Source organism: Nostoc sp. (assembly GCF_036919555.1).
In the GTDB taxonomy this organism is placed as follows: Bacteria; Cyanobacteriota; Cyanobacteriia; order Cyanobacteriales; family Nostocaceae; genus Nostoc.
The window spans coordinates 48355-74408 of sequence record NZ_JBALCS010000122.1; the positions used below are offsets into that span (position 1 = coordinate 48355).

Consider the following 26054-nt stretch of genomic DNA (forward strand, 5'->3'; position numbering starts at 1 on the left):
AGACTTTCTAATATAAGTTACCTCAGCAGTTTGATGTGATTGATATTTGCGAATAGTCTGAGAGGGGTTGCTGTTCCCGTTTCAGTGGGCGGTCTACTACTTCGGTTCTGGTAGAGTTTTAGGTGGTTGGCCGCTGGACTGGAGGAATTATTGGAGGAATTACTGGAGGCTCGATTGGAGGAATTACTGGAGGAGTAACTGGAGGAATCACTGGAGGCTCGATTGGAGGAATTATTGGAGGAGTGACTGGAGGAATTATTGGAGGAGTGACTGGAGGAATTATTGGAAGAGTGACTGGAGGAATTATTGGAAGAGTGACTGGAGGAATTATTGGAGGCTCGATTGGAGGAATTATTGGAGGAGTGACTGGAGGAATTACTGGAGGCTCGATTGGAGGAATTACTGGAGGAGTAACTGGAGGAATTACTGGAGGCTCGATTGGAGGAATGACTGGAGGAATGACTGGAGGAATGACTGGAGGAATTACTGGAAGATTTACTGGAAGATTTACTTGAGGAATGACTGGAAGATTTACTGGAGGAATTACTGTCCTACTACCGTTATTTTTCCCAGGAAGCTGCTGAGTATTTGATAGAACTTGTCCTACGTCTTCAAAGGAATTTAATAGGGAATTATCTTCAATAGGGTGTATTGGGGAATCGTTTGTAATAATGTTGTTGGTGGAGGAAGTTGAAGCACTAGTAGTTAGGTCTGCAAAAGATGGGTTTTCAACTACTCCCTCACCTGTTATTGGCGACTGTGCCCTCAAAGCCGCAGCAGTTTCAGCTTGAACGCTAGCGATCGCTGGGTCAGACTTAGGCGTAAGATTTTGCCTATTCAAATCAAATCCCCGAACCAGATCGCTCGTTTGATAAAAATTTTTGAGATCAAAATCGTATAAGCCCTGAAATTTGCCTTTAACTATAACCATCATCTGTCCTGCTTGCAGCACCTGAGTTTGAGAAGCTTCCTTATTAGAAACTTCAATGCCGCTATTTGTCAGCGCACCCACAATCGTGGTATCTGTTTGTTGGTTGTAGCGGACAAATAATGCTGAACCACGAATTGCTGCTGCTGCACTTGGCGTTTGTATAAGTGTTTGCCCCCTTCCAGGAGGGATAAGCAGCAATGCGGTTCCGTTTGATAGTCTAAAGCTGCGAGTCTTTGGTAAAAATTGAAATATAGCCTGTTCCCCAACTCGTGCCAAAGAGCCGTCGTTAAAACGCAAGTCTGCGAGGGAAGCTCGACCAGTTGACAACCCATCCCCAGGAATCATTGTATCTGATTTGCGTGCAGGACGCTTCTTCTGTCTATCTCTGGGTATCAGTTGTACCAAGTTGCGGAGGTTCTGAATCTCTGCTCGCGTCAGAGGAGTTATGGCATTTACCCGATTTGGCAAAGGTAGTACTATAACTCCCCATAAACCAATCACTAATAGTGGAAAGGATTTATGAAACATAGTTTGAGAATTTGTGAACTTCAACTAATACCAAAAAATTTGAAGATTTAAGCTATTGCTAATTGTTAGAGTAAGTTTTTTTTAGGTAAAATCGTTTAATTTTCAGTTGACATTTAATACATAAAAGACATAATAGATAAACTATGTGTTTAGTTTGTTTAACTTTTTATTCTGAAAGTGACATTGTATGCAATCAAGTCTGTGGCAGATTTCAAAGTTAGTACTTGATATAAACAATTAAATGAGGAGTATTTTAGAGATAATCCTTTCTAATCAGATCAGTCACAGGGTCATGAGTTATGCAGGACAAGAAGTTGTTAGGGGTATGTTGTGAAATGAATCACTGGCTGTATTTCACTAAAGTTCAGCAAAAATCCGATCGAAGCATCTCAGTTTTGCAAAAAAATCTGGGAAAAAATCCGAAAAGCAGCAATTTAAGTTTGTAGTCTCAGTATATACCTACAAAGCTAAAATAGATGCACTCAATTGTATATTCTGAGTCGGAACTTCCGATAAAGCTTGTAGGTCTACATTTGTCAAACGCGATCAACGCGATCTAATCAGATGCGACTCAAGAACTGGAAGAATTTGTTTTTTTGTATTTTGTTAGCGTCCAGTGGTGGAAGTTGGTGTTGCATTAGAGTAGATGCGGCAGAATCTGCAAATACAGATATTTGGAGTCCTAAAAATTTAGTAAGCACACAGTTAAATTATCAGCAGTTATGTCAGAAGTTGGAGCCAGAGGTAATTAACTCTTTGTGCAAGCAGTCCAGTGAGTCGCATCCTTTAGACTCCCAGATGCCGTTAAATCTGGCACAGCAAACACGAGAAACAATTCCAGCCCCTGACACAACCCAAAAACCTGAAGATACTCAAAAGCAAAATGACTCACCACAGCTAGAATCGCAGCCAAGTAATTTGCCAACATCTCCTCCAGACTCAAAAGAGCAATTATTAAATACACCTGAGATAAATTATTCTCAAAGGTTAGAGAGGCTAATACAGTTGGTGCGATCGCCAAAACTACCACCTGAGTCTGATAGCGATCGCGAATTGGGGTTGCGTGTGCGGTTACTACCCTTAGAACAGCAGCCACCCCCACCAACAGAACAAGCCGTAGTTAAGTTTCAACCCATAGGCTCTCTACAGGGACGTGTAGGCTACTTCCAGACAAGTAACATTTTTTCCTCAAATGATAGTCCAATAGAAGATGGTTTAATTATTTCTGGACTGACGTTAGCCTCTGCATATTTCCCTTTGGGATCTAAGACTTATTTAAACGGCTCAATTGATGGCAATCTGATTCGTTATTTAAGTCAGTCACAATATGATTATAACCAGGTAAGATTTAATCTCAGTCTTTACCAGCAGCTATCCCAGCGAATGTACGGAGAAATCAGTTGGAGCAATCAACAGTTATTTTATGCCAACAACAGCGATCGCCTAGATAGCTTTAAAGCAGGCGATCCCTTTTTAAACGAGAATTCCCTCGAACTGTCTTTGGGACGGCGAGATATCTTAACTCCAAAATTAACCCTAGATAGCTTCTACGAATTGAGTTTAAATTTTGCTGACCCCCTAAGTCGTAATCGGATAATCAATTCCTTTTGGGTGTCTCTAAACTACTACTTGCAAAAGCCTCTCCAAGTTGGTATTGACTACCAGGCGAACTTCTCTGATTTTACACAGCGCGATCGCGAAGACCAATTTCATCGGCTATTCGGGCACTTAAATTACCAAATATCCGATACCACTAATATGAATGTGCAGGCTGGAGTGAGTTTAGGTAGTTCAACCGACGAAAATATTGATTTTGATGGCTGGTTCTTCAGTATTAATTACAATTTACAATTAGGTCAGTTTTGAAATTTGTTCTTTGTCATTTGTCTTTTGTAAAAAACCAATAACAAATGACAAATGACCAATGACTATAAATAAGAAATCCAATCACTCCAGCTGCCAGCATAAAGTTTAGCCTTGCTAATGCCAGCTAATTCTAAAGAAAGTAAATTCACACATGCAGTAACGCCAGAACCGCAATATACCAAGATTTCTTCGGCTGTTTCTAGTTTCTCCCACCGACGGCGTTGTTCATCTTCAGAAAGTAGATAGCCGGATGAGTCTGTAACTTCTTGCCAGGGATAGTTGACTGCACCGGGAATATGACCAGCAATTTTATCAATTGGCTCTCGTTCACCTCGGTAGCGATCGCTTTCTCTCGAATCTACCAATACTACCTCGTCGCTATCTTTCCGGCTTTTCACCGCCGTAATATCTACCACCTTTTCTGTTTGTACTTCAGCTACAAACGTACCCATCCGGGGTTGAGGAATGACATCGGTAATCGGATAATCAGCTTTTTGCCATCCAGCAAAGCCTCCATCTAGTACTGCTACTTGCTCATGTCCGAGATAGCGCAACAGCCACCACAAACGAGCCGCAAAGGCAAAGCGCGAATCATCGTAAGCTACAACTAAAGTTTTTTGGTAATTTACCCCAATTGCCGCAAATTTATTCGCTATATCATTGGGGTTAGGTAAAGGATGTCTGCCGCCATGCTTACCTACTGGACTGGAAAGATCGTGATTTAAATCTAGGTAATATGATCCCTTTATATGACAAGTCTTGTACTGTTGTTGTCCTAGTTGTGGATCGGCTAGAGAAAAGCGACAATCCACAATAACGACTTGCGGATCTTCTAGATGTTCAAACAGCCAAGCTGGCGAAACAACAAATTGGGTATTGGGCATTGGAAATTAGGCGTTATGCATTATTTAGAGGACTTACGCAACTTGCACAAATACGATTTATTATTATTTTTTGTACTTGGTCGGTGGTGGCGGTATCATCAGTTGCGATCGCGGGCTAATCAGGTCTTTGTCGAGTAGGATGATATTACCATCTTTTGCACCGGAGCCTAGCGATCGCTCGTAGGTTAGGTTAAGGAACAAATACCAAGTAATTATGGCAACTTTGAGTACACGTAATTTAGAAATGCGATCGCCTAGCATTCCCGAAAGTAAATTATCTTTGGTGTGGAACTAATCTGCACTGGGGTATTAATTACTGATTAATTTACAGCTTGTAATTGCTGCACTCGCTCTATTGTTAAGCCTGTAATTCTTGCCACTATTTCCACTGATATACCTTCACGCAATAATTAAGTGCGACTTGCTCTAATGCTTTTTCGGCACCTTTTTTTTCCCAACTCGTGATAATTTGCATATTAAATAATTCAAGTTTTTTTATCAAATGTCAGACTTAGAGAATTTTACACCTAAGCTTACAGCAGATGGTTCTTTCACCTTTGTCTCTCAAGAGTTTGGTGAATCCTTTCACAGCCATTATGGAGCGAAACAGGAGAGTTTTTTCAAATTTGTGGAACCTACTCAACTAGCTACAGCCGCCCAAAAACCAGTCTTGCGATTGTTGGATGTTTGTTATGGTCTAGGATATAACACAGCTGCTGCTTTGCAGACAATTTGGGCAGTGAATCCTAGTTGTTGTGTTGAAGTAATTGGTTTAGAACTGAATCCAGCAGTGCCACAAGCTGCGATCGCTCATCATTTGTTCGATAATTGGAACTGTAACTATATTGAAATTTTGAAAGAGCTAGCTTTTGAGCATCAAGTCCAAACACCTTGTCTGAAAGCGAAGCTACTAATTGGCGATGCTAGAACTACGATAACACCAGTACATCAGTCGGGTTTCTCTTCAGATGCAATTTTCCTCGATCCCTTTTCACCACAACAGTGTCCTCAATTATGGACTGTTGAATTTATTAAACAACTGTCATTGTGTTTACATCCAGATGGTTTATTAGCTACCTATTCTTGTTCTGCTGCTGTACGCACAGCACTTTTGTCTGCTGGCTTGATCATCGGTTCTACCCCACCTGTGGGAAGGCGATCGCCTGGTACTGTGGCAGCCCATTCTGGGAGTGCTGAGTTGAAAAACTACTCAGCACTTCCTCCCCTCTCGCAAGCTGAAAAAGAACACTTGCTAACCCGTGCTGCTATTCCCTATCGCGATCCTCAATTGAGCGATCCAACCGAAGTTATAGTGATGCGGCGACAACAAGAGCAACAAACCTCTTGGCTCGAGCCTACTTCCTGTTGGCGAAAAAAGTGGCTGTTGGGAATACAAGGCAAGGATTTTATGGGAACTAGTTTGTAGTTAGATTGCGATATCTACAACGGGCGTAGCTGGAGCAACTATCAAGTCTCATCCTCAGTCCTTAAATTCCAGAAAAGTTAGACATTTTTTTTGCCAAAAATTCTGATTTATTTTCCAGATAATCAGGCAATAAGTTTTTACGAGTCAAATAGTTTAGTTTTATGGTAGTATTCAATTTTACACTCAGATTACCAATAATTGAATATTCTTATACTTAAATAAATAATTAAGTAAAAACACTTACATTTACATTATTACTATAAAGATTTAAAACTCAAAACCCAATATCTCGATATAAAGCAAGCGATGATAAGGCTTTCTGGGGGCGCTAGGTTAAAGCGCTAGGTTAAAAAATATCCGTAAAAAGCCTGGTTTAACATTTGTAACAATTCATCATACTGGAAGTAGAAGTAATAAGTTTGACAACAAGATACACCTTGTTCGTAACATAATAAATATATGCTGCAAAAAACTCAGATAGGGAACTTGACATCATGCATAATCGCTATGAAAACTCTGGCTCAGATACAGTCGAATATTAAATTTTTTTGAAATCTGACACTGTTAACTTATGGAAAATTAAAATTATGCCGTAGGATCGCAAAATACGGAGAGTTATTCTTTAGGCTGAGCTCAAAAAGAGCTTATGCTTGAAGATAGGCAAGCAGTGTCTTCTTAAATAAAAGCTAATGTTAATTGAGGTAATGATTCATTGGTATCTAGAACACTATAAGCCAAAGGTTCTAAAGTGAATGCATGTGATTTAGATCCGCCGAAGGTTTTAGTAGTTGACGATCATGCTGCCAGTCGCATGACTGCTTTTTCCCTCTTGGGGATAGAAGGATACGAAGTGATTCAGGCGGACAATGGTTTTATTGTTATGGAATTGGTAACTCAAAAACAACCAGATTTGATTTTGCTGGATGTGATGATGCCAGGAATGGATGGATTTGAAGTGTGCCAATTGCTCAAACAGGATGAGCAGACTAGGCTAATCCCAGTGATTTTTATTACGGCGTTAAATGATAGGCGATCGCGCATTCGCGGAATTGAAGTTGGCGGAGATGATTTTATCATCAAACCCTTTGATCGGGTGGAACTGGCGGCGCGTGTAAAGTCCTTGGTGCGGCAGAAGCGTCTGAACGAAGATTTAGACCATGCCGAACAAGTACTATTTTCCATTGCCATGTCTATTGAAAGTCGCGATCCCAACACAGGCGACCATTGTGAACGCTTGGTAAAATGGGGACAAGTTTTTGGTGAATACCTCAACCTCTCACGCTACCAAATTCGAGATTTAATCTGGAGTGCTTATCTCCACGATATCGGCAAGGTGGGTATTCCCGATGCAGTGCTGCTGAAAAAAGGCAAACTCACCCCCGAAGATTGGCAGATCATGCGGCAGCACGTTTTGATTGGAGAAAAAATCTGCCAGCCACTACGCAGTATGCGGGGTGTAATTCCGATTATTCGCCATCACCACGAACGCTGGGATGGCTCAGGCTACCCTGATGGACTCAAGGGGGATGATATTCCCTACCTGGCGCAAGTATTTCAGTTAATTGATATTTACGATGCCCTAACCAGCGAACGACCTTACAAAGAAGCTCTTACTTCAGCAGAAGCACTTTCAATAATGCAAAAAGAAACTGATTTCGGTTGGCGTAATCCCAAACTAATGCAGCAGTTTCTAGAGTTTCTTCACTCCTGTCAGGAAAAAGAGAGAGTCGGGAGTCGGGATAACGATTTGTAGGTGCTGTAATGAACGCTAATTGGTATTATTATAATTTCAGCTTATGGTAGTTGTAGCAATTCTAGCGGCGGGACGCGGCACACGGATGAAATCACGCTTACCCAAGGTTTTACATTCTTTGGGTGGGCGATCGCTAGTAGAGAGAGTTCTCGACAGTGTAGAACCACTTTCGCCCTCACGGCGAATCGTAATTGTGGGATATCAGTCTGAGGAAGTGAAAGCCGCTATGCATTCAATTCCCGGTTTGGAGTTTGTCGAACAGACTGTGCAATTGGGAACAGGTCATGCTATCCAGCAATTACTTCCCTATTTGGAAGACTACACTGGTGATTTACTGGTACTTAACGGCGACTTACCGTTGATACGCAGTGAAACCCTTAAGCAGATGTTACAAACTCACGCCCAAAATAAAAACGCCGCCACTATCCTCACTTCGCACCTATCTGATCCCACAGGCTACGGACGAGTTTTTTGTAACGATGAAAATATTGTGCAGCAAATGGTCGAACATAAGGATTGTACTGCTGCCCAAAGACAAAATCAGCGGATTAACGCTGGAGTTTATTGCTTCTGCTGGCAAGATTTGGCAAAGGTGCTACCCCATCTACAGACAAACAATGCTCAAAAAGAATACTATCTCACTGATGCCGTGACTCAGGTGGGACAAGTCATGGCAGTAGATGTGGAAGATTACCAAGAAATTCTCGGCATCAACGATCGCCTGCAACTGGCAACAGCATCTGAAATTTTGCAAAAACGAGTCAAAGAAAAATGGATGCTAGCGGGTGTCACCCTCATCGATCCTACAAGCATCACCATTGATGAAACAGTGGAATTACAGCCGGATGTAATTATTGAACCCCAAACTCATCTGCGGGGAAATACGGTGATTCAAACCGGAAGTCATATTGGGCCGGGGAGTTTAATTGAAAATAGCCAGTTGAGTGAAAATGTCATGGTGCAATATTCGGTAGTAATAAATAGTACTGTCCACGCGGGAAGCCGCATTGGCCCATATTCCCATTTGCGCGGTCAGGTACAGGTGGGTGCTGGTTGCCGTGTGGGGAATTTTGTAGAATTGAAAAATACGCAATTAGGCGATCACACCAATGTAGCACATTTGTCGTATATAGGTGATGCCGTTGTCGGCAATCAGGTGAATATTGGTGCCGGTACAATTACTGCCAATTATGACGGCGTGAAGAAACACCGTACCAAAATAGGCGATCGGACAAAAACAGGTTCCAATAGCGTTTTAGTGGCTCCACTCACCTTGGGAGATGATGTCTACATCGCAGCTGGTTCGACGATCACAGAAGATGTTCCTAATGATTCTCTAGCGATCGCCCGTACTCGTCAGGTGGTGAAACCAGCTTGGCGCAAGAAGATCGAATAAAGCGATAATTAAATCATCAGACTAGCTGATTCAAATAGAGATAAAAGATGAGGAAAACAAAACAAGTTACCGCGATTATTGAGCGTGAGAAAAACGGCTATGTATCGCTTTGTCCAGAACTTGATATTGCTAGTTAAGGTAACACCATCGAAGAAGCAGGCAGTAATTTGGTTGAGGCATTGGAATTATTTTTTGAGACAGCTGACCCCTCTGAAGTCCAAGATCGGCTAATTACAGAAGTCTTTATTACGCGCCTAGAGGTAAGCGTTGGGTAAGCTGCGCGTTCTTTCGGGTGGGGAAGTATGTCAAATTGTAGAGATGTATGGCTTTCTACAAGTACGCCAGCGCGGTAGCCATATTATCATGCAGCAGCAAACAGAAGACTCAACTATAACCGTTCCTGTTCCTAATTATGACGAGCTTCGTGTCGGCACTTTACGATCATATTATTCGCCAGTCAGGATTGCCACGCGCTCTTTTTGAGGTGAATTAGCAAAAGGTACAGGTTGAGCAATCTCATGGTGCATTAATAACCTAATCCACCATTGTATCTTAGTTATTTCACCACTTAAGTACAATCAAATGGTTTGTATGGTTTTAGCTTGTCCCATTTGAGTCATCAGAGCAAGACGAACATAATATGGAAGAACTGCTAGAACTTAGGCAACTTCTAGAACAAGGCAAAATCCATGAGGCGCTGCTGTTAGTGGATGAGTTAGAAGAAATAAGCCTCAGTGACAAAATCAATAAAATTGATAGTTGTGGTGTGATTCTGCTCATCCATTTAATTAAACAAAAGGCTGAAAAACGTTCTACTCGTTCTTGGGATGTTTCTATTGAAAATACGGTGCGTGAAATCAATCAACAAAATAAACAAGCGCCGCAAATCCAGTGGTTTTTACTTGAATCAAGCAGAATTAATGGATATTCTGCAACAAGGATATCAAGTTGGACTGAAAAGAGCGGCGCTAGAAGCTTTTGACGGGCGTTATGAAGCCCTAGAATTAGCAGCTATGCTTGACCAGCAAGAAACTTTAGCCCAGGCGCTGGAACTGATTCAACAATAGCCAATCAATTCACTATCATTCCACTCCAAAGTATCGCCAATTTTTTCGCCGTCGTGGTAGGCGGCGAGTAAGATTTCGCTAGTTTTCCCCCAAGCGATCGCTCCACTCACATCTAAGGCGATCGCTCCCAAATCCCGCTTGTTCTGGTGCGCTTCCCCAAACGATCGCTGCATGGCATCTTTCAGCGACATACCATCAGTAACACGCACTACAATCCTTGCTGCTAAACACTCATCAATGATATCTTCCCCAATCCCAGTACAGCTCACACCAGCATTACTAGTAGCATAATTACCTGCTGGCATCGCCGAATCACTTACCCTTCCAATCCGCTCAAATCCCTTACCACCAGTAGAAGTGCCAGCAGCTAGGCTACCGTAAGAATCTAAAGCTACCACGCCGATGGTACCGCGCCCAGCATTGCTAGTTTCTACCAGTTCGGGTTCTGCTACCACACCAGCCATTGTGCTTTTAAAATTATCCTGGCGCTCTTGTATCCACTCTTGTAAGCGCAAATCAGTTAAAGCGTTATAGCTAGGAATTTGCATTTCCCGCGCCAACTCAGCGGAGCCTAAATCCGATAGCACTCGATCTGGCGAGTTTTGTAAAAATTGCGCTAACTCAATCGGATTTTTCACCCGCGAGATATTAATCACACCACTAAACCGCCCTGATGCGCCATCCATCAAAGAAGCACTCATGCGGATTTGCCCATCAGATTGCAGTACTGAACCAGTACCAGCATTAAAGCGGGGGTTATCTTCGAGTATTTGGCAACCCTGCACCACCGCCTCAGAAGCAGTTGCTCCTGACAAGAGCAGAGAATAGACCTCTTCTATGACTATATAGAGCGATCGGCGCACTGCCTCTAATCCTCCTTTACCGTGGAGAGAACTACCAGCCCCGCCATGAATAATTAATTTAGGTTGCACCTGTGACTCCATTAATCCCTTGCGCTATTTGCGTCTGTGTTGCGGTTAGTTTCATTTTGAGCTTCAGAACGGCGACGACGACAACGTTCTGAGCAATATTTCACATCGTCCCAGCAATCTTGCCACTTTTTACGCCATGTGAAAGGACGTTGACATACCGGACAGATTTTTGTCGGTAGGTCAGATTTAGAACGCACACGTCCCATATAAATACTGTGTAGATAAGAATTTGATTTCTGAGAGAGATGGAAGATAATTATAACCAGTTTGCCACGAAGGGAGGATACTTTGGGCGAACAAATGTAATGTCAATCTATCTTTAGACTTATTTATTAGCTACTTGTCTAGGAATATAAACCTATGGGCAGATTGTTCAACTCTTAAGTAAGTCTGTAAATTTTTCTTGATTAGGGGTTTTCGTACCATTGTCAATGGCTCTTACCTCCTTCAATACATACAAGAAAACATTCAGAAGTGAGATTGCAAAAAGGTAGGTATGAATAAACCTAACTATGTAAACTTGCCAAAATCATTGCGATCGCAACTCAACTAGATGCTAGGCGCAGCTTACTTCTCGATAGTGGTACGTTTCACTTGCAACTACATACTTGTAGGTAATAAAAAAGTACTATGCGGACTACTAAATAGCGATTGGTGGAGCAACATGGCTGAAATACCCAAATTTTATGTAGTATATATGTATTATATAAGTTTTAAAACCTTAAACTAGAAAAGTGAGCAAGTTTTGGTCTGGTAAGTGATTGTAGGAGCCAATAAACTGTGACGTAGTTCAGTAATAACCGCAGTCTTTTTTGAAATCTAAATAAACTTGCTATTTCCACGTACGCACATACAATAGTAGAGACAAAACACCTCAAGAAGGGCAACTATGAGAATAAATGCTCGGAGTTTCACCTCTTTTATACCAACTGAAGGTTGGGTACTTATAAATAAATTAGTGCAAAATATGGCGGCATTTTTTCCGCTCAAGCGATCGCTAGATTGGACTGGAGGTACTCGTTTTTTTCGTACCCTAGTGGCATTTGTCGCTATTTTGCTCGTAGTCCTAAGTTATGCAACCCCTAAAGCTTTTGCTTCAGATCACCAGGACACAACTTTTCTTGCCACTAAGCTCACTGCTGCGGATCTCACAGATTTGTATGTGTTTGAGAGTCCGACAAACCCCAACAATGCTGTCCTTATAATGGATTTCGATCCTCTGATTGTTTCTGGTGAACAAAGACCATTCGATCCAAATGTTCTTTATCAGTTCAAGATTGATAACACTGGCGACAGTATTGAAGATGTCGTACTCCAATTCAATATAAATCGCACACGCTTACAACAAACTGTTACAGTCCGCGGTCCAAGTCGTCCAATCATACAAGGAACAGACTCAGCTTTGCTTCCAGAAAGTTGGCGAGGGCAACTCAACCAAACATTCTCCACATCTAACGGCATCAACTTCTTTGTTGGCACACGCAAAGACCCGTTCTTTTTCGATCTAGAACAGTTCTTTAAAATCATCCCGGATCGGAACTATAGCCTTCAGCCTAATCCCAGTCCTCCTTTCCAAGTTCTTTCCTTTAGACCACCTGGACAAGCACAAGACACCCTAGCCCCATTCAATGTCCACTCAATTATTGTCGAGCTACCCAGGAAAATGCTTGGTAGTGGCAAGATTGGTGTTTGGATGACAACTAGTGTTAATACTCCTAGACTCAGAGATCGGAATTTTGCTCAGATTGAGCGGTTAGCAGTTCCAGCCCTGAATGAACTTTTTATGGACTTTAAAGCTCATAATAATAGTAATCTTCAGACACCAACCCAAGACGCTAGCAATCAATCCCAATTCATTCGAGCCTTTGTCAAAGCGATCGGTAGACCTCAAGGTATAGCCAATGCAGTGATCTCAGTGGCGATTCCTGATGTTATCCAAGCTGACCTTTCCAAACCTAGTGGGAGTTATTTTGGTACTCAGTTAGGCAATAACTTTGGTGGTAGAAGACCAAAAGATGACGTAATTGATGTAACAGCATCTGTTGTCTTTGGTAATGCAGTTACAGGGATTACTCTAGGCCAAATTCCGGGGCTGACTAGCGATAATGTTGGGCCTAATGATGCCAACTTTCTTCCTACCTTCCCTTATTTAGGTAATCCTTTGTAAGATTTATGCATCTACGAATACTATGGGTGTTAGCGCTGACTAGCCTACTGGTTTTACTAAGACCCTCTGATACAGAAGCGCTAAGTTTAGGCTACACCAATGGTAAGTCAGGTATATATTCCTGCACCGTGCAACTGCTGACTGTTAATTCTAGGCAGATATTACCAGGAAAGCAGTCAGCTTTAGTCTTACCCGATTATTTACAGCGATCGCATATTATCAGCGTCTATGAGGAGAAAGTTGCCCAATCTCCCAATTCCTCAATATTTTTACGTCTGTTGGCTGATCAATATTTGAGACGCTTTCGAGAAATGGAAGATGTGTTACGAGCAGAACAAGCGGCATATAGATCCCTGGCACTACAGTAAATAAGTTTTACAACTTCAAACTAGAAAAGTGAGCAATAAGTGAGCAAGTTTTGGTCTGGAAAGTGAGTAGTAGAAGCCAATAAGCTGTGAGGCACTTCGGTAGTAACTGCACTATTTACGTTTACAATACTAGAGACAAAACACCTCAAGAAGGGCAACTATGAGAATAAATGCTCGGAGTGTCACCTCTTTTATACCAACTGAAGGCTGAGTACTTATAAATAAACTAGTGCAAAATATGGCATTTTTTCCGATTAAGCGATCGCTGACTAGAGCTACTCATTTTTTTCGTCCCATAGTGGCATTTGTCGCTATTTTGCTAGTAGTCCTAATCTATGCAACTCCTAAAGCTTTGGCTTCAGACCACCAGGACACAACTTTTCTTGCCACTAAGCTCACTGCTGCGGATCTGACAGATTTGTATGTGTTTAAGAGTCCGACAAACGCCAAAAATGTTGTCTTAGTGATGGATTTCGACCCTCTGATCGTTTCTGGTGAAAGGAGACCATTCGATCCAAATGTTCTTTATCAGTTTAAGATTGATAACACTGGTGACAGTATTGAAGATGTCGTACTTCAATTCAATATAAATGGTAAAGGCTCATACCAAACTGTCACAGTCCGCGGTCCAAGTAGTCCAATCAAAGTAGGAACAAAGTCAGCTTTGCTTCCAGTAAGTTTGACAGGGCAACTCAACCAAACATTCTCCGCATCTAACGACATCAAGTTCTTTGTTGGCACACGGAAAGACCCGTTCTTTTTCGATCTAGAACAATTCTTCAAAATCATCCCGGATCGGAACTATAGCCTTCAGCCTAATCCCAGTCCTCCCTTGCAAGTTCTTTCCTTTAGACCAGCTGGACAAGCACAAGACACCCTAGCCCCATTCAATGTCCACTCAATTATTGTCGAGCTACCCAGGAAACTGCTTGGTAGTGGCAAGATTGGTGCTTGGATAACAACTAGTGTTAAAACTCCTAGACTCAGAAATCGGAATTTTGCTCAGATTGAGCGGTTAGCAGTTCCAGCTCTGAATGAACTTTTTATGGACTTTAAAGCTCATAATAATAGTAATCTTCAGACACCAACCCAAGACGCTAGCAATCAATCCCAATTCATTCGAGCCTTTGTCAAAGCGATCGGTAGACCTCAAGGTATAGCCAATGCAGTGATCTCAGTGGCGATTCCTGATGTTATCCAAGCTGACCTTTCCAAACCTAGTGGGAGTTATTTTGGTACTCAGTTAGGCAATAACTTTGGTGGTAGAAGACCAAAAGATGACGTAATTGATGTAACAGCATCTGTTGTCTTTGGTAATGCAGTTACAGGGATTACTCTAGGCCAAATTCCGGGGCTGACTAGCGATAATGTTGGGCCTAATGATGCCAACTTTCTTCCTACCTTCCCTTATTTAGGTAATCCTTTGTAAGATTTATGCATCTACGAATACTATGGGTGTTAGCGCTGACTAGCCTACTGGTTTTACTAAGACCCTCTGATACAGAAGCGCTAAGTTTAGGCTACACCAATGGTAAGTCAGGTATATATTCCTGCACCGTGCAACTGCTGACTGTTAATTCTAGGCAGATATTACCAGGAAAGCAGTCAGCTTTAGTCTTACCCGATTATTTACAGCGATCGCATATTATCAGCGTCTATGAGGAGAAAGTTGCCCAATCTCCCAATTCCTCAATATTTTTACGTCTGTTGGCTGATCAATATTTGAGGCGTTTTCGAGAAATAGCAGATGTGGAAGATGTGTTACGAGCAGAACAAGCGGCACGTAGATCCCTGACACTACAGCCGCGTCATAATCAGGTTTCTTCCATGCTCCTAGCATCAGCTTTACTATCTCAACATCAGTTTCGATCAGCTTTAGACGTGTTAAATAATTCATCTGTTGATAATCCCAATATTGTCTCAGTGAGGGCATCGATTCAGATGGAGTTGGGTGACTATGAAGCAACTCATCAACTATTGCAGAACCTTGCACAGGAAGAATCGAACTCTGGTCATAACGCAGTTGTCGCCCGTTACTTAGAGTTAACTGGCAATCTCGCCTCGGCACGGCAACTACTAGATGAAACTATGCAGGAGATGGACTCTTTCTACACGATGAGCGCAGAAACTCGTGCTTGGTTTCATGTGCGGACTGGGGATCTGGCTTTTGCAGCCGGGGACTTTGCCCTGTCTGAGCAGCGGTATCGGGAGAGCCTTGACCTCTTCCCCCGGCATATAGCTGCGTTTACAGGATTAGCCCGCCTCTATGCGGCACAGCATCGCTGGCAGGATGCTCTGAATGCAGCAAACCAGGGTATAGAACTGATGCCACAGGTAGAAACGCTCTCGTATAAGGCTGATGCTCAACTAGCTCTGGGAGACCAAAAAGGCGCAACTGAAACTGAAGATTTGATTGGAGTAGTAGCTTACCTGAGCAAGGTTAAAGGAATCTACGATCGCGCTTTGGCAGTCTACTACACCGAACACGGAATTCATTTAACAGAGGCTCTACAGATTGCCCGTAGTGAACTAGCAGTGCGAGACGATGTATATGCAGAGGATACTTTGGCTTGGGCAGCTGCGGCTAATGGGCAATGGCAAGAAGCACAACGGGCAGCACAAAGGGCAACTCGCTTCGGGACAGAGGATGCTTTGCTGCAATTTCATGCTGGCATGATTGCACTTCACTTAAATAACCGTGAGGAAGCAATAAAGCGACTAACTCAAGCTGTTAGCCTCAATCCTCAATTTCATCACAAGTATGCTGATCAAGCTCGTCAAGTCTTGGCAAACCTAATGCGTTCTGTCTCTCAAAATAACCTCTCCCACTCCTAACGCCATAGGGAGTTCTTTATGAAAAAGCTGCTACATTGTTTGGCTTGGAGTACTGTAATCATCGCAATATGTTTTTTTTGGATGCCGAGGGCAGATGCCCATCCTTTAGGCAATTTCACCATCAATCACTACGCAGGAGTGCAGGTAGCGCCGGATGGTGTGGGGATTGATTATGTTCTAGACATGGCAGAAATTCCTGCTTTTCAGGAGATTAATCACTTAGATACTAATCACAACCGCAAAGCTGAACCTATAGAGACGGTTGAATACCCTGACCAAAAATGCCAAGAAGTCAACTCACACCTGGAACTGTTGATCAGTAAACAGCCTTTAGCACTGTCTTTGATAAAATCAACAGTCGAATTTCCTCCAGGTGTAGGGGGATTATCTACACTGCGGCTGAGTTGTAATTTTCAGGGGAGGACGAGGTTAGTAGGCGCGAATGAATTAATATTTGAAGATCAGTTTTATCCACAGCGCTTGGGCTGGCGTGAAATTACTGTGGCTGCAAATGGCGTTCCTATTCAAGGTGATTTCACCTCTTTGAGTATTACCAACCGCTTGAGAGATTACCCTACTGAGTTACTTAGCAGTCCTCTCAACCAGCGTCAGATTTCCTTTAAACTCAATCCGTCTCTGACATCGAGTCAACAACCGCCTCCACCGTCTGTTAAATCATCTAGTCGCTTAGATAATGCTTTGACAGGAAGAAGCAACGATGTCTTTACTAACCTAATTACCCAGGAAAATCATAATTTCCTGACTATCCTAATAGCTTTAGCGATCGCCTTTTTATGGGGTGGTTTACACGCTCTGTCCCCTGGTCATGGGAAAACGATAGTTGGTGCTTATTTGGTGGGTTCCCGTAGTAATGCCCAACAAGCCCTATTCCTGGGGCTGATTATCACGATTACCCATACATCTGGCATATTTGCGCTAGGGCTGGTCACTCTTGGCACATCCCAGTTTATTTTGACAGAGCAATTGTACCCTTGGTTAAGCGTACTCTCTGGGGTACTGGTAACTGTAATTGGTCTGAATTTGTTTATCAGTCGATTGCAAGCCACTCAGGTCTCTCATTCAAATGACCATGTACATAGTCATGAACACAGCCACGACTTGCATCATCACCATCACCATGACAACAACCATGTACACCATGAGCATTCGCATCTACCGCCTGATGGTGATCTAAGTTCCATGAAGTGGTCTAGCCTACTAGCGCTGGGAATATCGGGCGGCTTGTTACCTTGTCCTTCGGCCTTAGTAGTGTTGCTGAGTGCGATCGCGCTGGGACGAATTGGCTTTGGATTAGCGTTGGTATCTGCCTTTAGCTTAGGTCTAGCAGCAGTACTAACTGGAATCGGGTTAATGCTAGTCTACGCCAAGGATCGATTTGAGCATTTACCATTCCAGATACCCAGAATAAAAATGTTACCAGTGGCAAGCGCCTTATGTATCACCCTAATTGGCTTAGGCATTACTTCACAGGCTTTACTCGCTCATCCCTGGAACTAGATGAAAGTGCAGAAAACAAAACCACTCAGTTTTGTAAAAACAACCTTGAATAACTATAGGACTCATATCTGATTTTTGAACAAGATTTCGGATAAAACCCTGATCAAACGGGATTTTCAGTCTCAGTATGTTTTCAGAAATCAAATCGGATTCCTATAGATGTCAGAAAATCTTATTCCGAGGAAAATATGAAACGATTTATCTTCATCTTTTTAATAAGTGCTTTGTGCATAATCGGCTACTTTGAAATTAGCTTGTCACAGGCTGAAAAACTTTTTTGGCTCAATTTGAGTCTTTGAAATCCTGCTCACGAAATCATTTTGCACTTCGCACTGCAAATTTTCGCTGATTAGTACATTTGTCGGGGCGTATTGCAATACGCCCCGACGATGGGATATTTTTTTAATTTAAGTTCTGCAAAATGGATGGTTTGCATTTCTCGCCATACCATAAAAAGGGCAATTTCATGCCTAATTCAGAGGGTTATAGTCTGAGAGTAGATGATCTAAAAGCTTACCTTCATAATGATTTAAATATGAAGCAGATGTTCCTAACTCCTGTAATTTATGGTAAACGAAATCACGTTCAAATGTTTCGATACCTTCTTCTAAGTTTCCATAGAGTTCCTGAAAGGTGAACTCAGTTGCTAAGGCTAAGGCAATTTGTTCTCGGTCTTTACCAAGTGACCGACCCTTGAATTGATAATCACCTTGAGAATGCTGGGATAGTAGCCCAAGAGCGATCGCTAAAACCAGAATTTGATAAGCTAGTTTTAATTCCCTACCAGAACCAATTTCTTCGGGGATTAAATCGGGAATGTTTTCGTCTTCGTCGATTTGTTCACTCTGAGTCCGCTCATAGCAGTCTCGATAAAACTCAATTTGACTGAGAAAATAAGCCGGAAAGCCCAACGAACGCGTCAAAACACACAATCTCTGCTCATCTTCAGCTACCAAGGCGGTTAAGGTGCGACTAAATCGACTGTAAAGCCCAAAAATTTGTTCTTTATCTTTTGCTCCCATCCAGAGGGTAATCTCGCGTTGAGAAGTTGGGTTTAAATTAGTGTCAATATCCTGAATTCGCAGCAACAAGTTAGCGCTATTATAAAATTGATTCAAGCACAAATTGGCAGTGTTGGCGGCAATTAAATCTGATTGGTTTAATACTTCCCCAATAGACAAATTGCTCAATTGCTCAAACTGCTGGCGAACAAAGGGGATAAGTTGATTTTTAAATGCTTCAGCAGAAATTTTCCACGACTGAGAGCGGCTAATTCGTTCCTGAGTGAATGTCTCAGTTGTTAGTGTGGTCAGGAAAGTTTGATAATAAGCATCAATATCCGCATCGGTGAGAACTGTGAGTTTAACTTACGAGAACTTCGTCGTCGCTTGATCGCGTTGAGCAACCAAATCATTGTATATCTCAGACAAGTTGCTAAGAGTTTGCCGTAAAGTCTCAGCCCTTTGTTTAGTTGTTTTAATCAGAGAATTCAATGCCTCGACGCGGAGATTTTGGGCGTATAAATCATACTCCAACTTTAATTGTTCATTATAGCTACGACGTAATTCAACAATAGTTGCTTTAACACTGCTTTCTAGTCGTTTAATTTGTTTCTGAACCTTTTGAATTCGACCGCGAATGTTAGTACTGTACTTCAGCCAAAGGATACCCAAGTAAGTCAGAATTGTTACCGCACTCCAAAGCAGGTAGGTAACTAAGTTAGCCCAAAACTTTTGCAATAATAGCAATAGTCTTGATTGATTGAAAATTCCGATCAGAATCAGCAAGCCTAATAAAGCAGTAGCAATAAAAATAGGATAAATGACCAGATACTGAGAGCGAAATTGGTTTTCTTCTGCTAGCAGTTCATTTAGTTGATCTGTGGCTGTTTCAAGTTGATTTTCAATAGCAGTTAGGTGATTTTGAGCTACAACGATCGCAGCTGCGGCTTGTTCACGAGCGCCAGCGATCGCTATAAAACGAATTTGTCGAGCTTGTTCGATTTCTGCATTTAACCCTTGGCGATAGTCAGCAATTGCCGTTTCTAGCTGTTTTTGAGTTGTTTGAAGCTCTTGCAGTTGTTCTTCAGAATTTCTTTCAGCTAAAATATCCTGTAATTGTTGCTGCCGCGATTTTAAGGACAGAATTTGGTTGAGCAGCTTTTGGGTGATTTCTTGATTAATTGTTACCTGTAATCTTGAGTCGAGAAATGCTTCCGCCGCACGCAGTTCTGTAACCAGATTCTGGGATTGATCACAAACCATCTGCAACTAAATTTTGCAAATCGTCTGGACGACCGACTACAGTTCCATTTTTGTTAACTCCGTCAATCAAAAATACCGGATCAAAGGGAGGGCGATCGGCTTTGACTTTATTCTATTGCTTGATTTTAGGGGTTGTTTTCCGTCTTTTTTGCAACCCCCTGAACGCTTACATAATTTTAGTTATTGATTAATAGCTGAAACGATGTTTTTTGTCAAAAATTTTAGTGAACGAACGCTTGATAACACTTAATCGAATAATCGAAAAAATCGATAAATTCTTCCTATTTTAATTATAAAAACAGAAATTAAAATAACCCGATATTATACGACAAAATATTTATGTAAAAGTTCTACTGAAACTGCGCTGAACGTAATGCTGTGCTTGAATCTGACCTAAGTGGAAACTTGCTCCAATTCCAAGAAGCGATCGCTAACATTGAAAACCAGTAGAAGAAAAGTGCTGTATGACTCCAGACGTTTTCGGTCAGCATTCCAACCATTGCTGCTAAAAGAAAAGCAAATAAAACTGAACAAAACTGTTTTTGTGAAGGATCGCTCAAGGGAGAGCGAATAATTTGCAGCAGTCGTAGTAGTTGTACTCCCAGAAACAAAAGAAATAAAACCAGACCGACAATTCCTTCCTCAACTAGTGCCCGAACATAATCATTATGTGCCCAAGCAAACATAGGTCCAAAAGCATTTGTTGTTTGAAGTCCATAGCCAAGCAGGGGAAAATGTTGCCAGTGCCCGACGAGTGAAGTCCATTGAGCAATTCTCCAATTAAAGCTATTGTCATCGGACGCAGCGAGCAAGACGGCACGCGATACATCAATATCTGGATTGAGCAATGGAGTTTGTGTAACAGAAGCTAGGCGTTCTCTGCCGTAATCGGTACTCGCAAATAACCCAACCATGACAGCAAGCAATAAAATTCCTCCAAACGTTTTGGCAAAATTTAGGCGAGGAATGACCAGTGTAGCAATCAAAACTACCAGCATACCAATGCCTACTAATACCTTAGTAGTCACCAAATAAAACACGAGTATACCAAGCAAAAGAAACCAAGGAAGGCGTTTTTGGGCAATGCTAAGTTTCCAGTAAACTAAGCCGATGAAAAAAATTAGAAAGGTTACAAATGTGTTTGCTAAACCTAATGTTCCATTAATGCGAAAATCATGCTGATTAGGATTAACCGCAAGAAACGATGGCAGAAACTGACCAGGAACGACAAGTTGCAGAAAGGCTGTTGAAAGAGGGATAACCAGCGCGAGAAAGAGACTGTTAACGATTTGCTCCGGATGCAACCGTTCTTTCAACTGAAGTGTCAGTAGGTAAGACATCAACCAAGACAAAACTCGCACCCACTCACGAACCGCATCTGACAAATATTCGCTACCGAATCCTAAGCCACCTAAAGGAAGCAGAACAACCCATATTCCTTGAACGACTAACCATCCTGCGAAAAAGCACCAGAAACTATCGATATGTACAGTCTGTTTGGATAAAAGGCGAACAATCACATAGATTAGCGTCAAGGCTGAAATTCCAATCGCAAATGCACGAGTCAGTCCTTGGTCTGAAAAAGGATCAAGCGCACTTCGTAGAATTAAAAGCCCAATAACAGTCAGCTCAAAGTTTTTGAAAAAGAAGGTAATAAATGCAGGAACAAATAGAATTAGACCGACATAGAGAGGGTTAACTCCAATGAGAAAGCCGGCCACAATTCCCATCAATATGCCAATTAATCCAACCCAATACCTTGAATATGCCATTTGTATTTTTCTGATTGGCCTAAGCAGTTTTTGAGCAGTTGCGGTTTACTATTTAATGAAATTAAAGTCTTTTATTGCTAAACTTCCCAATGTCCGCGACTGCCGTCGGGTAAACTCACCAACTGACGGATTACCATCTGGATTCACTACACCCTGTACCTGTTGCCACAGTTCTTGCTGTGCGATCGAAAGATCATACGTGTGCTTTCCTGTTTTGCGAACATGATACCATTGAGTTTTATTACATATTTTGCACCAAAAAGCTTCTAACCACTCGTCCTTCAGAGGGACAGTGGACTTGTTCGATAGCAACAATAAAGCAGTCTTGCGACTAACTCCACGTTGTTGGAGCTGAACCGAGAGGTTGGCAAATAAGAGATATTTTTGGCTAACGCTATCTAAATAGGAAGCATCGATTGAGCAGTGGATTTTGCGTCGTTTTGAACGTTTCCGGTTGAGATCACATCTTCGCTGCATTCGATTTTACTCCACACAACTTGGAATGGGCTATTTAACAGTATTAAGTGGGTGGAAATAAATAAGAAAAATTATGTAAACAAAGGTTAAGGAAGAAATTACGATGATGCTACGCGCCATCGGCACCCACAATCTGTTTACTTTTTTCCTTATCCCTTATTTAGAGGCTTTCCATTTTTTGGTTAACTTACTTTGGTGTTATTACTGATGTAAATATTGATTAGTAATCCAATATTAAACATCATATTATGTAAAAAGACTTAATTGAATAACTTTACAAAGAATTCATACATGGCAGTATATTCCGAGATTTTGAAAAGACAAGATAAATTAATGGCTTAAGGGTAAGGAATAGAGCAATTGTGCTAGCTTACAACCAATGTAAGCACTTCAGAGGTAGGCTTTAGGCAGTTAAAATAAACACTTGGAAAGACTGGATAGATATTTATGTAAGCTGTTTAAAAAGCTTTCAGCAACAATTAATTCTTGCTCTGAATAATAATAAATTTTGAGAACGATACGCGACTGGCAATACTAAGATTGTATGATTTTAGTATGAAATTTGTAAAGACTTGCGATCAGTATAAGTGGGTGGAAAAAGTAAACAGATTGTGGGTGCCGATGGCGCGTAGTATCATCGTAATTTCTTCCTTAACGTTTGTTTACATAATCTTGCTTATTTATTTCCACCCACTTAGAATGTCAACAAAAACTAAAAGTTCCCGTAGTTTTCCGGGTAAGTAAATCGGCGTTAAAAAATCAACCTATGTAACGAAGTATAAAGTCACCAAAAAGCTAATAAATAGTTCCAGGATTTTTACAAAACTAAACATACCTTGGTTTTATCGTACCGACTTACTTATAAGGGTTTGAGATAGTTAGTGATAGTTTAGAGGCATAAAAATGAACTCCTAGTTTTTCAAAGCTGTTTTACCATTTTTCTTTTACTAAGTTAATATTTCGGACAAGTCTATTGGTTCTGGTGCAGTCGAGTCTGCAATTAAACAAATTGGAGCCAGCATGAAAATTTCTGGCGCACAGTGGAATCTTGAAAGTGTTCATCAAATTCTCTCTGTTCGTTGTGCTTCTCTCAATGGTTTACTGGCTATTTAAGTATTTCCGCCAAAAGTGGATGCTCCCAAATTTCGTAGACAAGTAAGTTTATCAATTGTATCGAAATTAAGACTATTGAAACTATCCTTAGTAACTTGGACTGATATTAAGTAAGTTTGTGTATCCTTTCTTGTAACCGGGTCAACTTTCTGAACAAAACCATTAAATACAACTATATTTAAGTGTTGAGCCATATCTGCAATAAAAACTTCTCTAATCGTTCGTAATGTGATAGCTGCTACTATATCTTGATATAATTCCCCGATTTCAATAGGCTTTATAGTTGTACCCATAATATTATCTTTACTATGATCATACTTGAGTCCTACTATTGTCGGAATAATCTTAGCATTAGGCAGTTCATAATCAATAATTAATTGTTTAGCTTCAGATAGATAAGAGACGTGGAATTTTTTGGGAAATGCTATCTGGTCTTTATCTGTATAAGAAAGATATTGGAATCCTTCTAAGGATGGGTATACTGAACTTTCTAATATTATTTCATTGTAGATAACTATAGCTGCTTGTTGCCCATTCTTGTAACCTGTTTTTAACTCATCCACCTCTGCATTGCACTTTTTTAAGTCTAAAATAAAAGTATGTTTATTTGATTTGTAATTTGCTTTAGAATCCTCTAGTGATACTTGGCGGCTAGTTTCGGCTTCTTCATATTGTTTCTTAGCAAGTTGATAATTCGATTCAGCTTTTTTCACTGCCCTCATATATGCTTTTTCTAAGAAAGGTAGGAGTTGTATAACCCACTTAAAAAGAGATGGTGGTTTGTGGAATTGTGGTATTTGTGATCTAACTAATAATTCCTGGGGCGCTTTCATTGCTGGAAATATCTCTTGAATCCGCAAGTCTTCAGCTGAAATTGTATTTTCTGTTCTTAGAGTATGCTCTAAGATATTTTGCAACTCATATATCCAATCTGCTATTTCTGTATTAATTTCATCGATATCAGCCAAACGTTGCGCCAAGTAATTATGCTTGCTAAGATTTTCTCTCTGCTCTAATGCCTTTTTGTATTTACGAACAACTTGTTTTCTTTGAATTTCAGTTCCCACGTTTTTCTGGCTCCTTCGGAAATATATCTTCAAACAACTTCTACTCTAAATCACTCAATCCCTCAAAATGTCCTGCGATAGCCTGATACACACTTCTGTGCCGATAAATAAGCAAGCTATGACATTTTTTGATTAGTGGGATAGGTTCTTGTTTAAAGGCGCAAGGCTTTGCACCTCTAGTCATTACTAATTCGTAATTAAGAAACGGGTTAGAGTAACCAAACTCTACAATTCGTCACGTTAGGGTTAAAATCCACATACATAACATAAATATGAATTAGTAATTACAAACTCATAATTGTTAGTTGTGACTCTAGAAAGCGCCAATTCGGTGAAAAATTACGTAAAAAGTTTTGCTAATTAACCATAAGTCATATAAGGGGTGCCAATTTGTTTGGTATTGCAAGTCTAAGTCAACTATTTGTTCAAAATCTGTGACTTGAGACCGACCATTTATTTGCCATTCGCCAGTTAAACCAGGCTTGACATTTAAACGTTGCCAGTGGCGTTTAGTATAATGGACAACTTCATCGGGTGTGGGCGGACGTGTTCCTACCAAACTCATTTCACCTACTAGAACATTCCAAAACTGAGGTAGTTCATCAAGACTAGAACGCCTCAAAAACTGACCCACCTTGGTTACTCGGAAATCATTTTTGTTTTTGAATATCAATCCGTTAGCTTCATTGTTAACTAAAGACTTTAATTGCTCTGCATTGCTCACCATCGAACGGAATTTGCGAATCACAAACGGGCAACCTTGAAGTCCATAGCGTTCTTGAGTGAAGAAAATAGGGCCGGGACTATCAATTTTAATCGCGATCGCTACAGGTACAAATACAATGGCTAGAACTAGTAATCCTAGTAAGCTACCTATAATGTCTAAACAACGCTTAAATTTAGACTTTACTGAGATATGTGGAGTAAATTGTAATTCTCTAGTTGTAGCACTTTGAATAATGCTGCGTAATTGTTTGGGGTACATCATTCTTGACAAACTAAAGTGAGTCTATGTTGCTAATAGGTTTAAGTAGAGAAATAAATCTGCGTAAGAATGTTAACAATTCAAAATACTTGCATTAAAGACATTTTGCCTACGGCACGCTAAGCAAGCTACAGACGGGGTTTAAACCCCGTCTGTAGCTTGCTTAGAGCAGGGTAACTGGGGCTACGTGTAGACGTAGCGCTGCATTCGAGCCAGTCGTGTGGGCGGAATAGCCACACGTGCGGCTATTCCGCCCTTGTGGACTGCCGTTAGCGTAGCGGTAGCGACGTAGGAGCGTCACCCGTTCGCTCAAGGCGTTCCCGAATGCGAGTGTGTCTGGGTTAGGAGAAAGGTAGGGGTCTCCCGACTTGAACGAACTGGCGTTGAGCGCCGGCTCCCGTCGCTCAGAACTTTGTAAGAGAGGGACTTTCAACCCTTTAATTTACAATAATCATCCAAAAGGTAAAGACTCTAACACTGCTAGCGGCTTCCTCTTCTAGCCTAATTTAACTAATTACTAATCTAATGCTTAATCTTTGGGTTTAATTACCCTCGTCTGTACGTGGTTTTTGCTTCAGCCTGTAAATTGGCAGAGGTATTAGTAACTGGCTTTAATTACGAATTAGGATTTATCAAGTATGAATGATTGAAGATTCTTCCGATTAATAATCAAATCACTGATTTGTTCAGATTTTATTGTCTATA

The 26054-nt window shown here is 41.2% G+C and carries 21 protein-coding genes and 3 pseudogenes; 12 read left to right on the top strand and 12 right to left on the bottom strand.

All coding sequences use genetic code 11. From position 1 onward, the window contains the following. Window positions 1-118 precede the first annotated feature (118 nt). Window positions 119-1459, bottom strand: coding sequence for a FecR family protein (locus V7K36_RS32765; RefSeq protein WP_335122086.1), 1341 nt, complete (start codon window positions 1457-1459; stop codon window positions 119-121). A 564-nt stretch (window positions 1460-2023) separates the two neighbouring features. On the opposite strand from V7K36_RS32765, the gene V7K36_RS32770 reads away from it, so the two are divergent. Continuing rightward, window positions 2024-3325 (top strand): hypothetical protein, encoded by a 1302-nt coding sequence (locus V7K36_RS32770; RefSeq protein ID WP_335122088.1) that lies wholly within the window; start codon window positions 2024-2026, stop codon window positions 3323-3325. A 62-nt stretch (window positions 3326-3387) separates the two neighbouring features. On the opposite strand, the gene V7K36_RS32775 is transcribed toward V7K36_RS32770, so the two are convergent. Both V7K36_RS32775 and V7K36_RS32780 read right to left on the bottom strand, forming a co-directional pair. After that, window positions 3388-4209 carry a sulfurtransferase gene (locus V7K36_RS32775; protein ID WP_335122090.1) on the bottom strand — a complete coding sequence of 274 codons (822 nt, stop codon included), beginning with the start codon at window positions 4207-4209 and terminating at the stop codon, window positions 3388-3390. A gap of 63 nt (window positions 4210-4272) precedes the next feature. Beyond that, a complete protein-coding gene (locus V7K36_RS32780) occupies window positions 4273-4470 on the bottom strand; it encodes a hypothetical protein (protein ID WP_335122092.1) in 198 nt (65 codons plus the stop codon). 241 nt (window positions 4471-4711) lie between these two features. Between V7K36_RS32780 and V7K36_RS32785 the strand changes: the two genes are divergently transcribed. The 5 genes and pseudogenes from V7K36_RS32785 (at window position 4712) to V7K36_RS32805 (ending at window position 9851) form a co-directional block, all read left to right on the top strand. Beyond that, on the top strand, window positions 4712-5635 hold the full coding sequence (locus V7K36_RS32785) for a tRNA (5-methylaminomethyl-2-thiouridine)(34)-methyltransferase MnmD (protein WP_335122094.1): 924 nt from the start codon (window positions 4712-4714) through the stop codon (window positions 5633-5635). Window positions 5636-6371: 736 nt separating this feature from the next. Further along, window positions 6372-7388: pseudogene (locus V7K36_RS32790) on the top strand (response regulator); the annotation flags it as partial. A 43-nt stretch (window positions 7389-7431) separates the two neighbouring features. After that, a complete protein-coding gene (gene glmU / locus V7K36_RS32795; RefSeq protein WP_335122096.1) occupies window positions 7432-8784 on the top strand; it encodes a bifunctional UDP-N-acetylglucosamine diphosphorylase/glucosamine-1-phosphate N-acetyltransferase GlmU in 1353 nt (450 codons plus the stop codon). A gap of 318 nt (window positions 8785-9102) precedes the next feature. Continuing rightward, the gene (locus tag V7K36_RS32800; protein ID WP_335122152.1) at window positions 9103-9267 is read left to right on the top strand and encodes a type II toxin-antitoxin system HicA family toxin; all 165 of its coding nucleotides are present in this window, start codon (window positions 9103-9105) and stop codon (window positions 9265-9267) included. A 157-nt stretch (window positions 9268-9424) separates the two neighbouring features. After that, window positions 9425-9851: pseudogene (locus tag V7K36_RS32805) on the top strand (DUF29 family protein). Here V7K36_RS32805 and V7K36_RS32810 read toward each other — a convergent pair. Both V7K36_RS32810 and V7K36_RS32815 read right to left on the bottom strand, forming a co-directional pair. Further along, the gene (locus V7K36_RS32810) at window positions 9842-10795 is read right to left on the bottom strand and encodes an isoaspartyl peptidase/L-asparaginase (protein ID WP_335122098.1); all 954 of its coding nucleotides are present in this window, start codon (window positions 10793-10795) and stop codon (window positions 9842-9844) included. The pseudogene V7K36_RS32805 and the gene V7K36_RS32810 overlap by 10 nt on opposite strands. Continuing rightward, window positions 10795-10989, bottom strand: a complete 195-nt coding sequence (locus V7K36_RS32815) for a DUF2256 domain-containing protein (protein ID WP_094350216.1) — start codon at window positions 10987-10989, stop codon at window positions 10795-10797. Before V7K36_RS32815 ends, V7K36_RS32810 begins: the two co-directional genes overlap by 1 nt. A 683-nt stretch (window positions 10990-11672) precedes the next feature. On the opposite strand from V7K36_RS32815, the gene V7K36_RS32820 reads away from it, so the two are divergent. The 5 genes from V7K36_RS32820 to V7K36_RS32840 all read left to right on the top strand — a co-directional run bounded on the left by V7K36_RS32820 (window position 11673) and on the right by V7K36_RS32840 (window position 17671). Next, the gene (locus V7K36_RS32820) at window positions 11673-12950 is read left to right on the top strand and encodes a DUF4331 domain-containing protein (protein ID WP_335122100.1); all 1278 of its coding nucleotides are present in this window, start codon (window positions 11673-11675) and stop codon (window positions 12948-12950) included. Between the two features lie 5 nt (window positions 12951-12955). Continuing rightward, window positions 12956-13318, top strand: a complete 363-nt coding sequence (locus V7K36_RS32825; RefSeq protein ID WP_335122101.1) for a hypothetical protein — start codon at window positions 12956-12958, stop codon at window positions 13316-13318. 238 nt (window positions 13319-13556) lie between these two features. Continuing rightward, window positions 13557-14747 (top strand): DUF4331 domain-containing protein, encoded by a 1191-nt coding sequence (locus V7K36_RS32830; protein ID WP_335122154.1) that lies wholly within the window; start codon window positions 13557-13559, stop codon window positions 14745-14747. A 5-nt stretch (window positions 14748-14752) separates the two neighbouring features. After that, window positions 14753-16153, top strand: a complete 1401-nt coding sequence (locus tag V7K36_RS32835; RefSeq protein WP_335122103.1) for a tetratricopeptide repeat protein — start codon at window positions 14753-14755, stop codon at window positions 16151-16153. A gap of 18 nt (window positions 16154-16171) precedes the next feature. Further along, window positions 16172-17671, top strand: coding sequence for a nickel/cobalt transporter (locus V7K36_RS32840; protein WP_335122104.1), 1500 nt, complete (start codon window positions 16172-16174; stop codon window positions 17669-17671). A gap of 470 nt (window positions 17672-18141) precedes the next feature. Here the strand turns inward: V7K36_RS32840 and V7K36_RS32845 are convergent, their stop codons facing one another. The 4 genes from V7K36_RS32845 to V7K36_RS32860 form a co-directional block, all read right to left on the bottom strand. Continuing rightward, window positions 18142-18861, bottom strand: a complete 720-nt coding sequence (locus V7K36_RS32845) for a hypothetical protein (protein ID WP_335122106.1) — start codon at window positions 18859-18861, stop codon at window positions 18142-18144. 177 nt (window positions 18862-19038) lie between these two features. Continuing rightward, a complete protein-coding gene (locus V7K36_RS32850; RefSeq protein ID WP_335122108.1) occupies window positions 19039-19935 on the bottom strand; it encodes a hypothetical protein in 897 nt (298 codons plus the stop codon). Between the two features lie 350 nt (window positions 19936-20285). Further along, on the bottom strand, window positions 20286-21707 hold the full coding sequence (locus V7K36_RS32855) for an O-antigen ligase family protein (protein WP_335122110.1): 1422 nt from the start codon (window positions 21705-21707) through the stop codon (window positions 20286-20288). 48 nt (window positions 21708-21755) lie between these two features. Further along, window positions 21756-22184 carry a hypothetical protein gene (locus tag V7K36_RS32860; protein ID WP_335122112.1) on the bottom strand — a complete coding sequence of 143 codons (429 nt, stop codon included), beginning with the start codon at window positions 22182-22184 and terminating at the stop codon, window positions 21756-21758. Between the two features lie 969 nt (window positions 22185-23153). On the opposite strand from V7K36_RS32860, the pseudogene V7K36_RS32865 reads away from it, so the two are divergent. After that, a pseudogene (locus tag V7K36_RS32865) lies at window positions 23154-23297 on the top strand (ISKra4 family transposase); the annotation flags it as partial. Here the strand turns inward: V7K36_RS32865 and V7K36_RS32870 are convergent. The 3 genes from V7K36_RS32870 to V7K36_RS32880 all read right to left on the bottom strand — a co-directional run bounded on the left by V7K36_RS32870 (window position 23294) and on the right by V7K36_RS32880 (window position 25782). Next, a complete protein-coding gene (locus tag V7K36_RS32870; protein WP_335122114.1) occupies window positions 23294-24364 on the bottom strand; it encodes a hypothetical protein in 1071 nt (356 codons plus the stop codon). The pseudogene V7K36_RS32865 and the gene V7K36_RS32870 overlap by 4 nt on opposite strands. 313 nt (window positions 24365-24677) lie before the next feature. Then, the gene (locus tag V7K36_RS32875) at window positions 24678-25349 is read right to left on the bottom strand and encodes a sugar transferase (protein ID WP_335122156.1); all 672 of its coding nucleotides are present in this window, start codon (window positions 25347-25349) and stop codon (window positions 24678-24680) included. A gap of 163 nt (window positions 25350-25512) precedes the next feature. Beyond that, a complete protein-coding gene (locus V7K36_RS32880; protein ID WP_335122116.1) occupies window positions 25513-25782 on the bottom strand; it encodes a hypothetical protein in 270 nt (89 codons plus the stop codon). Window positions 25783-26054: the final 272 nt, after the last annotated feature.